We start from the raw sequence: 13,927 nt of genomic DNA on the forward strand, positions 1-13,927 counted from the left end.
AGCGGTTTGCCGAGCTGTTCGGTAGCGCTTTTCAGTCATCTCGTCAGTCACCTCTTGCATAGCCGAAGCGGCCGGGATGTCATGTAAGTAAGTGGTTACTTACGGGAGTGCGGATGGCATCGACACGGGAGCGGATCGTTTCGGAAGCCCTGCGGCTGTTCGGCGCACAGGGTTTCGCCCGCACCTCCGTCGCCCAGATCGAAGCGGCCGCCGGGCTCTCGCGTGGTTCCGGTGCGCTGTACCGGCACTTCGCCTCCAAGGACGAACTGCTGGTCGAGGCGGTGCGCTCGCGGCTGGTCGACCGCGGCGAATGGCAGCATTTCCTCGACCCGGACTTCTCCATCGCCCAGTTCCTTGCGGCGGTCGCGCCGAGCGCGTCGACGGCGGATCGGCTGTGGATGCTGTGCCGGATCGGGCTCATGCGCCTGGAACACGACCGTGACGTCACCCGAATCCTGCTGCGCGACAACTCCATCGCCCCCGAAGTACTCGAGGTGTTCCGGCGCGAGGAGTTCGTCGTGGTCACCTCGGTGGTCGCGCGCGGACTGACCGAACTCGCCGGCCCGAAGCACGCCGACGTCGACTGGGAGGCCACCGCGGCCGTGATCGTCGGCGCCATCGCGCACTACTGGCTGATGTGCGACATCTTCGGCGGTGACCACCCCTCCGGAATGGACAGCGAACGCTATCTGCGGGCCACCGCGGACCTGATGGCCGCACAGATCGATGCGGCCGCCCCACTGCCCCTCGGCGAACTGGAGACGTTGCGATGACGCAGTACATCACGGTGATCGGCGGCGGCCTGGCCGGACTCACCGCCGCCATAGCGTGCGCGGAAACCGGTGCACCGGTACGGCTGTTCGAGGCGCACTCGACGCTCGGCGGGCGCGGTCGCGCCACCTCGGGGCCGCACATCGCCCATGACGGCGCGCACGTCTTCTATGCCGACGGCCCGCACTACACCTGGCTGAAGGCACGCGGATTCACCGCAGGCCTCGGCTGGCCCGCACCACAACAGATGGCGCGCCTCGGTTTTCGCACCGACGGCCGGGTACGCCGGATACCGCCCGCCCGGATGCTGCGCGCGCAGGCCCGTTTCGATCTGAAACCGCCGGTTGACCAGGATTTCCGCAGCTGGGCCTCGGCGCGCTGGGGCGCGGCGACCGCCGAGCACATCGCCAACGCGATCAGTGTGGCCACCTCTGACGCCGACACCGGGCGATTGTCGGCGGCCTTCGTCTGGGGCCTGTTCCAGCGGGTGCTCGGGCCACGGGTGCCCGCGGTGCGGTGGGTGCGCGGCGGCTGGCAGCGGGTGATGGACCGGATGGCTGCCCACGCCGCCGGACTCGGCGTGGAGATCACCACCGGTGCGCGCATCGACAGCGTCGACACCTCGGCCGGGCCGGTGATCGTGGCCACCGAACTCGCCTCGGCCCGGCGCCTGCTCGGCGACGACAGCCTGACCTGGACCAGCGGGCACGCCGCCCTGCTCGATATCGCGGTGCAGAGCTCACCGCGCGACCGCAGCATCGTCTTCGACCTCGACGCGGGCGGGTTCCACGAGAGCTACACCATGCAGGACTACAGCATCGCCCCGGCCGGACAGTCGCTGTTCCAACTGCAGATGCCGGTGCGCGCCGGCGAAACGCCCGGGCAAGCCCAGCAGCGGCTTGCCGAGTTCGCCGATCTCGTCATCCCCGGACGCGCCACCAGGACGACGTTCTCCCGGACCGGCACGGCGAAGGGCCGCACCGGCGCCCTCGACCTGCCCGGCCGGACCTGGCGCGACCGTCCGGCGATCGACCGCGGTGACGATGTCTTCCTGGCCGGCGATATGGTGGCCGCCCCCGGAATGCGCGGTGAGATCTCGATCAACAGTGCCCTGGTCGCGGCCGAACGCGCGGTCGCCGCACTGCCCGCGCGCAGCGTGACACGATCATGAACGGGTAGTCGCGGCCGCCGCGCCCCGAATCGTTGACACCTCCACGGGGCAATGAGAATGTTGGGACCTCGAGTCTCATTCGATGTCTCAGACAACCATTCCGGGCATTCGTACCGGCCGGCCTAGGGAGAGCCCGCGTGACCACACTCGCGTCCGGTGTGTTCATCGATTGGGAGCAGCTCACCGGGCAGTCGAAATTCGTGGTGGACCTGATCAGCTTCCCGATCTTCGCCGGGATCGCGGGCTGGCTGACCAACTGGACCGGCGTGTTGATGCTGTTCTGGCCGCTGAGCTTCCGCGGTGTGCGGGTGCCCGGCCTGAAAGTGCTCTACCCGTATCTGCCGCGCCGGGTGCAGGTACTTCCGGTGTTCTCCGAGGACGGTTCCCGTTTCGGTTTCCAGGGTTTCATCCCGGCCCGCGCGGAGAAGATGGCCAGCATCTGCGTGGACAAGGCGCTGATGCGGATCGGCAGTCCACGCGATTTCATCCACGAACTCGACCTGGACGGTATCGCCGACTATGTGGCCGAGATGGCGCACAAGCAGGTTCAGTCGATCGTCGACGACGTCATGTACCGGGAGAATCCCGAGCTGTGGGGTTCGCTGCCGCGGGCGATGAAGCAGCTGGTCTATCAGCGGGTGGACCGGGAGCTGCCCGCGCTGTGCCGTCGCGCGTTCGAATCGCTGGGTGACAATGTCGACCAGCTGATCGACGTCAAGGGCTTCGTGATCCGGTACCTGCAGGACAACCCGATCATCCTCAAGGATCTGACCACCACGATCGCCGCGCCCGAGCTGCGGTTCATGGTGCGGATCGGCCTGCTCGGCGCGCCCTTCGGGCTGCTGCTCGCGCTGTATCTGCACGTGCATCCGAGCATCCCGGTACTCGGCTGGGTGCCGGCGTGGGTGATCGTGCTGCTGGTGTCGGCCGGTATCGGCGTGCTGGTCAACCTGATCGCGATCAAGATGGTGTTCGAGCCGGGCGATCCGCAGCCGCGCTACAAATACCTGTGGCGCCAGGCCCTGCTGGCCAAGCGTCAGCCGCAGGCCGCGGTCGATCTGGCCCACATCCTGGCCTACCAGGTGCTCACCCTGCCCAATCTGTCCAAGGAACTGCTCGAGGGCCCCAACGGCGATAAGACCCGCCAGTTGCTGGAACGGCTGATCTCCGACGAGATCCACCGCCAGCTCGGCCGCACCACCTCGATGGTCCGCGCCGCCTTCGGCCGCCGCCAATTCGACAACCTCAAGGTCGGAGCCGCCGGCGCCGCCGTCGGCCTGGCACCGACCCTGGTCGAGGACGCCGAGTTCACCGAGGAACAAGCCAAGAAGATCGACGAATTCGCCGCCCGCAAACTCACCCAACTCACCCCCGGCGAGTTCATGGAGATGTTCTACGCCTCCGTCGAACAAGACGCCTGGCTGCTGTACGTCCACGGCGGCCTGCTCGGCGTCGTCGTCGGCGGGGTACATCTGCTGCTGTTCGGCTGGTAGCCGCCGCGCACGTCCACCCTGGAGCGCTGATGTATTCGGCGCCGCTTTCGCCCTGAGTGAACCCCGCCACTCCCCTGGAACAAACCCGAATAGCCCGGGGTTGAGTAGGCATCGCTCAACTTTGAAAGGGTCGAAGACGTGACTGCAGCTCAGAACTTGCCGGTGCTGTTCCTGACCGATCCGATCGTGCTGCCGGGCATGGTCGTGCCCATCGAACTCGACGAATCGGCGCAGGCGGCCATTGATGCCGCGCGTGCCGCGAAGACCGACCAGGTCCTGGTCGCGCCCCGCTTGGACGAGGGGTACGCGGCCTACGGCGTGGTCGCCACCATCGAACAGGTCGGCCGGCTGCGCGGTGGCGCGCCCGCGGCGGTGCTGAAGGCGGAGCGGCGCGCCAAGATCGGTCACGGGGTGACCGGGCCGGGTGCGGCGCTGTGGGTGGAGGCCGAACCGGTAGCCGACGTGCCCGCCGACGGGCGGACCAAGGAACTCGCCGCCGAATACAAGAAGCTGGTCGTCTCGGTGCTGCAACGCCGGGAGGCCTGGCAGGTCATCGACGCGGTCAACCAGCTCAGCGATCCCTCCGCGATCGCCGATACCGCGGGCTACGCCACCTACCTGACCAGCGAGCAGAAGCGCGAGCTGCTGGAAACCCCGGAACCGGCCCAGCGGCTGGCGACGCTGATCGAATGGACCAAGGCGCATATCGCCGAGACCGAGGTCTCGGAGAAGATCAGCGAAGAGGTCCGCGAGGGCATGGAGAAGAGTCAGCGCGAATTCCTGCTGCGCCAGCAGCTCAACGCCATTCGCAAGGAACTCGGCGAGGACGAACCCGACGGCGCCGACGACTACCGCACCCGCGTCGAGCAGGCCGATCTGCCCGAAACGGTGCGCGAAGCCGCGCTGCGCGAGGTCGGCAGGCTCGAACGGGCCAGCGATCAGAGCCCCGAATCGGGCTGGATCCGCACCTGGCTCGACACCGTCCTGGAACTGCCGTGGACGGTGAAAACCACCGACAACACCGATGTTTCGGCCGCCCGCGCCGTGCTCGACGCCGATCACCACGGCCTCGACGAGGTGAAGGACCGGATGGTCGAGTACCTGGCGGTGCGGGCGCGGCGGGCCGCCCGCGGGCTGGAGGTCGTCGGCGGACGCGGCTCCGGCGCGGTGCTGGTGCTGGCCGGCCCGCCCGGTGTGGGTAAAACCTCGCTGGGTGAAAGCGTCGCGCGGGCGCTCGGGCGCAAATTCGTGCGAGTTGCGCTCGGCGGTGTGCGTGACGAGGCCGAGATCCGCGGTCACCGGCGTACCTATGTCGGCGCGCTGCCCGGGCGCATCGTGCGGGCCATGAAGGAAGCCGGCTCGATGAACCCGGTCGTGCTGCTGGACGAGATCGATAAGGTCGGCTCCGATTTCCGCGGCGACCCGGCCGCGGCCCTGCTCGAGGTGCTCGACCCGGCGCAGAACCACACCTTCCGCGATCACTACCTCGACCTCGATCTGGACCTGTCCGACGTGCTGTTCATCGCCACGGCCAACGTCATGGAGACCATCCCCGGCCCGCTGCTGGACCGGATGGAACTGATCACCGTCGACGGCTACACCGAGGACGACAAGGTCGCCATCGCCCGCGACTTCCTGGTCCCGCGCCAGCTGGAACGCAATGCGCTGACCGCCGAGGAGGTGACCGTCACCGAGGGTGCGCTGCGTGAGATCGCGGCCAACTACACCCGCGAGGCCGGTGTGCGGCAGATGGAGCGGTTGATCGCCAAGGCGCTGCGCAAGGCGGCCACGACGCTGTCGGAGGGTGCTTCGGTCGCCGATGCCGTGCCGACGATCGGGCTCGGCTACGACGCCGAACTCGGCTACGACGACGTGGTCATCGAAAAGGACCCGGCCGCAGTGCGTTCCGGTGCATCGCTGACCATCGACGTCGGTGATCTGAAGGAATACCTCGGCCGTCCCCGCTTCACCCCGGATTCGGTGGAACGCACCGCCGTCCCGGGCGTGGCCACCGGCTTGGCGGTGACGGGTCTCGGCGGCGATGTGCTCTACATCGAGACCAACGCCGTCGACGGCGAACGTTCGCTGACGCTCACCGGCCAGCTCGGTGACGTCATGAAGGAATCGGCCCAGATCGCGCTGACCTACGTCCGCTCGCACCTGGAAGAGATCGGCATCGAGCCCTCGGTGCTGGATCGCAATATCCACGTGCACTTCCCGGCGGGCGCGGTGCCGAAGGACGGTCCCTCGGCCGGTGTCACCATGGTCACGGCCCTGGTATCGCTGGCTCTCGGCAGGCAGGTGCGTTCGGATGTCGGCATGACCGGCGAGGTCACGCTGAACGGCCGGGTGCTGCCCATCGGCGGCGTCAAGCAGAAGCTGCTCGCCGCGCAACGGGCCGGCCTGAAGACGGTGTTCATCCCGGCCCGCAACGAGCCGGATCTGGACGACGTCCCGGCCGAGGTGCTCGCCGCGCTGGATGTCCGCCCGGTCGCCGATGTGGCCGAGATCCTCGCCTACGCCATCGAGCCGGTCCAGGAACCGGCGCTGGACGGACGGCCGCTGGCGGCCACGGCCTGATCCGCCGCAGCCCTGACGCCGAACGAGCCGTGCCCCGCGATGGGCACGGCTCGTTCGGCATCTGCGGATACCTCAGGTTGTGCCCCCGCGCCGCGGGTATCGAAGGCGATCCCCCGAATCGACCGGTGAGCAGGGTTGCGACACCGCTCGACAGGGTGTGCGTATCCGGTTGCGAATCAGCGTCGCGCAATGGCGAATTCGTCTGCCCGAGGTGATTTTCGGCCCGACCACCGGGGTGCGAACTCGCTATTCCCGCGCGAGTGCGTCGTCCAGTTCGGTGAGATACCCCTGCACCGGCCCCGCGGTGAGGATCCCGCTGCCCGCGCCCGCGATCTCGCCCGCGGCGGGCGTCAACCGAGCACGGGCGCGCGCCATCGCGGCGTGGTCGCCGAGATCTATCGCCGCTCGTGCGATAAGACTCCACAACGCTTCGATCAGCAGACCCGGCGGTGGTTCCTGGACACGGGCCAGGCGTGCCCGGGCCTCGTCGCGGCGCCCTTCGGCCAGTAGCAGCAGCGGCCGAGCCCACGGCTCATAGGGGCCCCACTCGGTCGCTGCCGGGAATTCCGCCGGAGCCCCGCGCCATACCCGCAGGCACAGCAATGCCATCGGCAGCGCGCCCTGCTCGAATCCCGGCATACCGCAGTTCTCGTACCGCTGGGCGATGGTGCGATAGCCCGCTTCGGCGATCTCGATCGGTGCGCCGGTCGCGGCTGCCCGCATGGCGCGATACCACCCGGTGAACACCGCGACCAGCGGCCGTTCGTTGCGGGCTCCCAGCCGGTCGGCGGCACCGGCGTGGACGTCGGCCTGGTCGAAATCACCGAAAGCGCTGCGGGTCTGCATCAGGGCGAGGTGGCCGAGGATTTCGAACGGCACCAGCTCGTGGCGGCGCGACAGTTCCACCAGTTCCCGGCCGATGGCTTCGCGTTCGCCGGCGCGGCCGGGGCGATCACAGGTCTGGAGGAAGAGGCCGTTCAATGCGAAGGCGAGCAGGGACGGATCATCCAGTGCCCGAGCGATTCCGGTGGCCGCGCGGGCCGCGTCGAGCCCGCGGCGGCTGCGGATTCCCCGGGTTTCGACGGCGATGGTCGTCAGCAGCCGGGCCCTCGAGCCGGCCGCCGCGTCCGCCGGTAGCCGGGCGAGCGTGCGTTCGGCGGCGGCCGTGATCTGGGCCGCCTGGTCGGGATCGTCGGATCGAGTCCATATGCCCGGCACGTCGTAGCTGCCGATGATGCGTGCGGTGAGCTGCGGATCATCGAGGCGTTCGGCCGCGGCGACCGTGTCGAGCCGCTGCTGCCTGGCGGCGGCGAGCCCGCCGCTGCCGGTCATCGCAAGACTGCGCAGCAGCCCGACCGTCGATTCGAGGCGCGCGGTGGCTCCGCCTGCCACGGTGCGGTCGTAGGCCGCGGTGGCCTCGGCCCACACCCGCTCGGCAGCGTCGTCGACACCGATGTCGTGGCGCAGGATGGCCGACTCCGTCGCGGCCAATCGCGGTCCGGGGTCGACGCCGAGCTCATCGACGAGAATGCCACGCGCCCTGCGCAATACCGCGAGTGCGTCGCCCTGGCGTCCGGATCGGTACAGGGCGAGGGCAAGCAGCCGCCACGCCTCCTCCCGCCACGGATGGGTGCCGACCAGCGCATCCAGATCCGGTACTGCGTCGGCGGCACGCCCGAGCGTCAGCCGGGCTCGGGCCTGCCGCTCGACGGCGGTGAGCCGCAGTTCTTCCAACCGTGCCGATTCTGTTCGAGCCCAAGCCATATCGGCGAACTCGGAGTAGGCCGGCCCGCGCCACCAGCCGAGCGCTTCGGTGAGCGTGGACAGCGCGTCGGCGGGCGTGAGGTCGGCCCCCTCGCGCACCGCCCGCTCGAACCGCCACGCGTCGACCCGGTCCTGCTCGGCCCGCAGGGCGTATCCGGTGCCCTCGGTGACCAGGAGCCGGGCGGCGGTGCGAGCCGGACGCTGCGGTTCGAGCGCGCGACGCAATGCGGCGACGAACGTGCGGACCGCGGATTTGGTGCCCCCGCCCGGCCCCCACAGGTCATCGATGATGACCTGCACCGGCACGACCCGCCCGCGCGCTACGAGCAATCGCGCCAGCACCGCCCGATGCCTCGGGCCTTTCAGGTCGATCCGTGCGCCGTCGGCATCCCAGGCGAGCACGGGTCCGAGCACGCCGAACGAGACTGTCACGCCCTCACGGTATAGCGCGCTCATCGGTTGCTCATCGGGCCACGCCAGCCTGGTCGAGACCGAACCGATCAAGGAGAAATACCCGATGACCTCGATGATTCCCGGATTCGACTACCGGCGCGTGCGCGTCGCCGACGATATCGCCCTACAGGTTGCCGTCGGCGGTTCCGGCAGTCCGATCGTGCTGCTGCACGGGTTTCCGCAAACCCACCTGATGTGGCGGCACGTGGCCACCGACCTCGCCGCTCAGCACACCGTCATCTGCCCCGACCTGCGCGGATACGGCGCCAGCGATAAGCCGGCCGAACGCGACCGTGAGGTGTACTCCAAGCGGACCATGGCCGCCGATATCGTCGCCGTTGCCGAAGCGCTCGGCTTCGACCGTTTCGCGGTGGCGGGCCACGACCGCGGCGCCCTCGTGGCGATCCGCGCCGGACTCGACCATCCCGGCCGCATCACCCACCTGGCGTCCCTGGATGTGCTACCCACCCTCGACATGTGGGAGGTGCTGCACGGCGCCGACGCCGCGGTCGCGTTCCACCTGTATCTGATGGCGCAGCCGGCCGGCCTGCCGGAACAGATGATCGCGGCGAGCGCGGATGCGTTCTTCGGCTACTTCCTCGACATCTGGACTCGCGATTCGACCGCCATTCCGGCCGGTATCCGCGCCGAGTATCTGCGTGCCGCACGCGAGGCGGTGCCGTCGATCGTCGCCGATTATCGCGCCAGCGCGGGGGTGGATATCGAACACGACAGCGCGGACCGGGCGGCCGGTCACCGGCTGGCGATGCCGGTGACCGTCATCCAGCAGGATTGGGGCTCCGCGCTCGGGTTCGACGCGGCGCGGCTGTGGCGGAACTGGGCCGTCGACCTCGATCACAGCACGCTCGATGCGGGCCATTTCATGGCCGAAGAGGCGCCCGATGAGATCATTCGCGCGCTGCGCGCACTGCTGGCCCGGTAGCTCAGCCGCCGTTGCCGAGTTCGCGTTCGACGGTGCGTGTGGTGCCTTGCGCGACCGCGCACAGCACCGGCTCACCGTCGCCGTCCTCGGCATAGATCTCGCAGCTGACCACGGCCTGGCGGCGGGTCGAACCGGTCACCTTCGCCTGCGCCCGCAGCAGTGTTCCGCTCGCCGGCCGCAGGTAGGTCACCGAGAAACCGCCGGTGAGCACATTGGCCCCGAGGACTGTTCCTGCCGCGAAGGTGATCGCGTTGTCGGCCGCGTAGGCCAGCACTCCCCCGTGCACGAACCCGAACTGCTGGCCCAGTTCCTTCCGCAACGGGATCACCAACGTCGCCGTGCCATCCCCGAACGCCGTCAACTCCGTGCCGACCAGCTGTGCGAACGGTTGCGCGGCGAGCACCTGCCGCGCTTGCTCGATACCGAGTTCGGGAATGGTCATCAGGCGGGTACCTCCTGGTCGTTGCCGGGCCGACCCGTTCGAGGCCGGCTACAGCGCGATAAGCCACACATTTACACCGTAAAGTCCTTCACCGCAACGGTCGCCGATTCCGGTCGGCCATCCGCGATCTGCCGGGACGCCGCGGCGCGGACGGAGTCGAGAGTCATACCCATGCGGTAAGACGGACGTATGCCCAGGTGGCTGCTGCATGTCGATCTCGACCAATTCCAGGCGGCGGTGGAGTTCCGTCGTCATCCGGAGCTGCGCGGGCAGCCGGTGATCGTCGGCGGGAACGGGGATCCGCAGGAGCCGCGCAAGGTCGTCACCTGTGCCTCCTATCCGGCGCGGGCCTATGGGGTGCGGGCAGGCATGGCGCTGCGCACCGCGGTGCGCAAATGCCCGGACGGTGTGTTCTTGCCGCTGGACATGGCCAGCTACGAAGAGGCCTCCGAGGAGGTCATGACATTGCTGCGGACCTTCGGTCCGGTGGAGGTCTGGGGCTGGGACGAGGCGTTCCTGGCCGCCGACACCGACGATCCGGAAGGCCTGGCCCGCGACATCCGCGCCGCCATCGCCGAATTGGAGCTGAGCTGCTCGGTCGGCATCGGCGACAACAAGCTCACCGCCAAACTCGCCACCGGTTTCGCCAAATCCTCCGGCAAGGATTCCGCGGAACCCGGTGCGGGCGCGGCGGCGGGCATGTTCCGGCTCACCGCCGCCAACTGGACCGAGGTGATGGCGCACCGCCCGACCAGCGCGCTGTGGGGTATCGGCAACCGGATCGCCGCCCGCCTGGCCGAACTCGGGATCGAGACGGTCGGTGACCTGATGTCCTCGGATCGGCATCGGCTGGCCGCGGCCTTCGGACCGACCACCGGCCCGTACCTCTGGGTGCTCGGTAAGGGCGCGGGCGATACCGACGTGGTCACCGAGCCGCGAATCCCGGTGGGTCGCAGCAAATCCGAAACGTTCCCGCACGACCTCACCGAACGGGACGAGATCCGCGCCCAGGTCGCGCGGCTGGCCGGTGAGGTGGCCGATGAAATGGCCGAAGCGGGCCGGATCACCATCCGGGTGTCGGTGACCGTGCGCACCAACACCTTCTACACCCGCAGCAAACAGACCAAACTGCCCGAACCCACCACCGACCGCGACGCCATCATCGACGCCGCCCTGCGCATCATCGACCGCTTCGAGCTCGACCGTCCGGTGCGGCTGCTCGGCGTCCGGCTCGAATTGGTTCCGGTCTGACTTCTCCGCGGCCGCACGCTCGTATGCTCGGGCCCATGGAATTCTGGGCGATGGTGGCACACGAATCGGACAGCGGCGTCGTGCTCGCGCGGCAGCAGGTCGGGGCGGAGTTCCTCGGACCGGGTGCGGTAACGATCAAGGTGCATTATTCGAGCGCCAACTTCAAAGACGGCCTTGCCATCACCCCGGGCGGCGGCGTGGTGCGCAACTATCCGATCGTCCCCGGTATCGACCTCACCGGTGAAGTCGTGGAATCCGGATCCGAGGATTTCGCGCCCGGCGATCAGGTGGTGGCCCACGGCTACGAGATCGGCGTCTCGCATCACGGCGGTTTCGCCGAGTACGCCAGGGTGCCCGCCGAATGGGTGGTGAAGCTGGACGGGCTGTCCACCCGCGACGCCGCCGCCCTCGGTACGGCAGGGTTCACCGCGGCGCTGAGCGTGCAGGCACTGCTCGACCGCGGCCTCACCCCCGATGACGGCGCCATCCTGGTCACCGGCGCGACCGGCGGGGTCGGCAGCGTGGCCGTCGACATTCTGTCCGGACTCGGTTACGAGGTGATCGCCTCGACCGGAAAGGCCGACGCCGCAGATCGGCTGGCCGAGCTCGGGGCGAACGAGGTGATCGGCCGCCTCCCGGAACCGGAGGCCAAGGTCCGTCCGTTGTCCAAGGCCCGGTGGGCCGGTGCGGTCGACAGCGTCGGCGGGGCGTCGCTGGCCTATGTGCTCAGCGCCATCGGCTACGGCGGCGCCGTCGCGGCCAGCGGCCTGACCGGTGGAACCGAGGTCCCCACCACCGTGATGCCGTTCATTCTGCGCAGTGTGGCGTTGCTCGGCATCGACTCGGTGAACCACCCGATCGAGAAACGGCGCGAGCTGTGGCGCAGGCTGGCCAACGAGCTGCGCCCGCGCCACCTGTCGGAGATCGAGAATGTCGCCCCGGTGACCGATGCCGAGCGGGTGCTGCGCTCGATCAAGGACGGCACGCATTCGGGCCGCACGGTCTTCGGGGTCGCAGGCGGCTTCTGATCGAAGCCGGGCGAGCCGCGCCGGCTTTCCGGTGCCCGGTCGCCCGAAGTCCCCCACGTCGGCCGCTGGCACGGATGTCGTGTGGGCGGCCGGTGCGGCGGGCGGAAGTCCTTGACCGTCGGCGGTTCAGGCGGCGACGATAGCGGGCTCCTCGGAGAACTGCGTCCGGTACAACTCCGCGTACCGCCCGCCCGCGGCCAGCAGCTGCGGGTGGGTGCCGCGTTCGACGATGCGTCCGTCCTCCAGCACCACGATCTTGTCGGCGGCCCGGATGGTGGAGAGGCGGTGCGCGATGACCAGCGCCGTGCGCCCTTCGAGCGCCTCGGCCAGTGCTTCCTGCACCGCGGCCTCGGAGGTCGAGTCCAGAGAGGCGGTGGCCTCGTCCAGAATCACCACGCGAGGCTGCTTGAGCAGCAGCCGGGCGATGGTGAGCCGCTGACGCTCACCACCCGAGAGCCGGTATCCGCGCTCGCCGACCACCGTGTCGAGCCCGTCGGCCAGCGACGCGACCAGATCACGCAGCCGCGCTCGCTCCAGCGCGTCCCACAGCTCGGCCTCGGTGGCCTCGGGACGAGCCAGCAGCAGATTCGCGCGGATGGTGTCGTGGAACAGGTGCCCGTCCTGGGTCACCAGGCCGACGGCCTGCTGGATCGAGCGGGTGCTCAGCTCACGCACATCGACGCCGTTGAGCCGTACCGCGCCGCTGTCGACGTCGTAGAGCCGCGACACCAGCTGCGCGATGGTGGACTTACCGGCTCCGGACGAACCGACCAGTGCCACCATCTCCCCGGGTTCGGCGCGCAGCGAGATATCGTGCAGCACTTCCACTCCGCCGCGCGTATCGAGTGTCGCGACCTCTTCCAGGGAGGCCAGCGACACCTTGTCCGCCGACGGGTAGCCGAAGCGCACATTCCGCAACTCCACCGCGACCGGACCCTCCGGGACCGGGACGGCATTCGGCGCGTCCTCGATCAGCGGCTTCAGATCCAGCACTTCGAAGACCCGCTCGAAGCTCACCAGCGCGGACATGATCTCCATCCGCGCACTGGCCAGCGCCGTCAACGGCGAGTACAGCCGGGTCAGCAGCAGCGACAGGGCGACGACGGCGCCCGCGTCCAGCCGTCCGGCCAGCGCGTACCAGCCGCCGAGCCCGTAGACCAGCGCGATCGCCAGCGCGGAGACCAACGTCAGGGAGGTGACGAAAACGGTCTGCAGCATGGCGGTGCGCACCCCGATATCGCGGACCCGCCGTGCCCGCAGCGCGAACTCCGCCGACTCCTGATGCGGCCGGCCGAACAGTTTGACCAGCGTCGCGCCCGGCGCCGAGAAGCGTTCGGTCATCTGGGTGCTCATCGCCGAGTTCAGGCCCGCGGCCTCGCGCTGGATATCGGCGAGCCGATCGCCCATCCGGCGCGCCGGGATCACGAACACCGGCAACAGCAGCAGCGCCAGCAGGGTGATCTGCCAGGACAGCTGGATCATCACCACCAGCGTCAGCAGGACCGTCACCAGATTGGCCACCACGCCGGAGAGCGTGTCGCTGAACGCGCGCTGCGCGCCGATCACGTCATTGTTCAACCGGCTGACCAGCGCGCCGGTGCGAGTGCGGGTGAAGAAGGCGATGGGCATCTTCTGCACGTGGTCGAAGACGGCGGTGCGCAGGTCGAGGATCAGTCCCTCGCCGATGCGGGCCGACAGCCACCGGATCGCCAATCCGAGCCCGGCGTCGACGATCGCGAGTCCGCCGATGGCCAGCGCCAGGATGACCACCACGCGCGGCGCCGCACCGTCGACGATCCCGTTCACCACCCGCCCGGCCAGCAGCGGCGTCGCCACCGCCAACAGCGCCGACACCACGCTGAACAGCAGGAACACGCCGAGCCGGCGTTTGTGCGGCGCGGCGAAGCGCAGGATCCGCCGAGCCGTGGCCATACTGAACGGCCGCTGCTCCTTCGGCGCGTTCATCCGCCGGTACATCTGGTTCCAGGCCACCGATTCGATGCTCACCTCGACACGTCCTTCCACTCCCCG

At 69.1% G+C, this 13,927-nt stretch carries 10 protein-coding genes; 7 read left to right on the plus strand and 3 right to left on the minus strand.

Going from position 1 to position 13,927, the window contains the following annotated elements; all coding sequences use genetic code 11:
• Positions 1 to 113: 113 nt before the first annotated feature.
• The 4 genes from AC4HOU_RS08100 (at position 114) to lon (ending at position 6,015) form a co-directional block, all read left to right on the plus strand.
• The gene (locus AC4HOU_RS08100) at positions 114 to 773 is read left to right on the plus strand and encodes a TetR/AcrR family transcriptional regulator (RefSeq protein ID WP_163813389.1); all 660 of its coding nucleotides are present in this window, start codon (positions 114 to 116) and stop codon (positions 771 to 773) included.
• On the plus strand, positions 770 to 1,942 hold the full coding sequence (locus AC4HOU_RS08105) for an NAD(P)-binding protein (protein WP_490724321.1): 1,173 nt from the start codon (positions 770 to 772) through the stop codon (positions 1,940 to 1,942). The genes AC4HOU_RS08100 and AC4HOU_RS08105 overlap by 4 nt, the downstream gene beginning before the upstream one ends.
• A 137-nt stretch (positions 1,943 to 2,079) precedes the next feature.
• Entirely contained in the window at positions 2,080 to 3,435 is a 1,356-nt protein-coding gene (locus tag AC4HOU_RS08110) for a DUF445 domain-containing protein (RefSeq protein WP_163813391.1), read from the plus strand.
• Between the two features lie 198 nt (positions 3,436 to 3,633).
• The gene (lon, locus tag AC4HOU_RS08115) at positions 3,634 to 6,015 is read left to right on the plus strand and encodes an endopeptidase La (RefSeq protein ID WP_218586404.1); all 2,382 of its coding nucleotides are present in this window, start codon (positions 3,634 to 3,636) and stop codon (positions 6,013 to 6,015) included.
• A gap of 246 nt (positions 6,016 to 6,261) precedes the next feature.
• Here the strand turns inward: lon and AC4HOU_RS08120 are convergent, their stop codons facing one another.
• Positions 6,262 to 8,211, minus strand: a complete 1,950-nt coding sequence (locus tag AC4HOU_RS08120; protein WP_490724322.1) for an AfsR/SARP family transcriptional regulator — start codon at positions 8,209 to 8,211, stop codon at positions 6,262 to 6,264.
• An 85-nt stretch (positions 8,212 to 8,296) separates the two neighbouring features.
• Here AC4HOU_RS08120 and AC4HOU_RS08125 point away from each other — a divergent pair, with 85 nt between their 5' ends.
• Positions 8,297 to 9,175: an alpha/beta fold hydrolase gene (locus tag AC4HOU_RS08125; protein ID WP_490724323.1), complete on the plus strand. Its 879-nt coding sequence runs from the start codon at positions 8,297 to 8,299 to the stop codon at positions 9,173 to 9,175.
• Position 9,176: 1 nt separating this feature from the next.
• On the opposite strand, the gene AC4HOU_RS08130 is transcribed toward AC4HOU_RS08125, so the two are convergent.
• Positions 9,177 to 9,617 (minus strand): PaaI family thioesterase, encoded by a 441-nt coding sequence (locus AC4HOU_RS08130; RefSeq protein ID WP_163813394.1) that lies wholly within the window; start codon positions 9,615 to 9,617, stop codon positions 9,177 to 9,179.
• 189 nt (positions 9,618 to 9,806) lie between these two features.
• Here AC4HOU_RS08130 and AC4HOU_RS08135 point away from each other — a divergent pair, with 189 nt between their 5' ends.
• On the plus strand, positions 9,807 to 10,868 hold the full coding sequence (locus tag AC4HOU_RS08135; RefSeq protein ID WP_194991591.1) for a DNA polymerase IV: 1,062 nt from the start codon (positions 9,807 to 9,809) through the stop codon (positions 10,866 to 10,868).
• 35 nt (positions 10,869 to 10,903) lie between these two features.
• Positions 10,904 to 11,896 (plus strand): oxidoreductase, encoded by a 993-nt coding sequence (locus tag AC4HOU_RS08140; protein ID WP_194991592.1) that lies wholly within the window; start codon positions 10,904 to 10,906, stop codon positions 11,894 to 11,896.
• Positions 11,897 to 12,022: 126 nt separating this feature from the next.
• Here AC4HOU_RS08140 and AC4HOU_RS08145 read toward each other — a convergent pair whose 3' ends face one another.
• A complete protein-coding gene (locus tag AC4HOU_RS08145) occupies positions 12,023 to 13,903 on the minus strand; it encodes an ABC transporter ATP-binding protein (RefSeq protein ID WP_163813397.1) in 1,881 nt (626 codons plus the stop codon).
• Positions 13,904 to 13,927 lie beyond the last annotated feature (24 nt).

The sequence above is a fragment of the Nocardia sp. JCM 38205 genome, assembly GCF_058222935.1.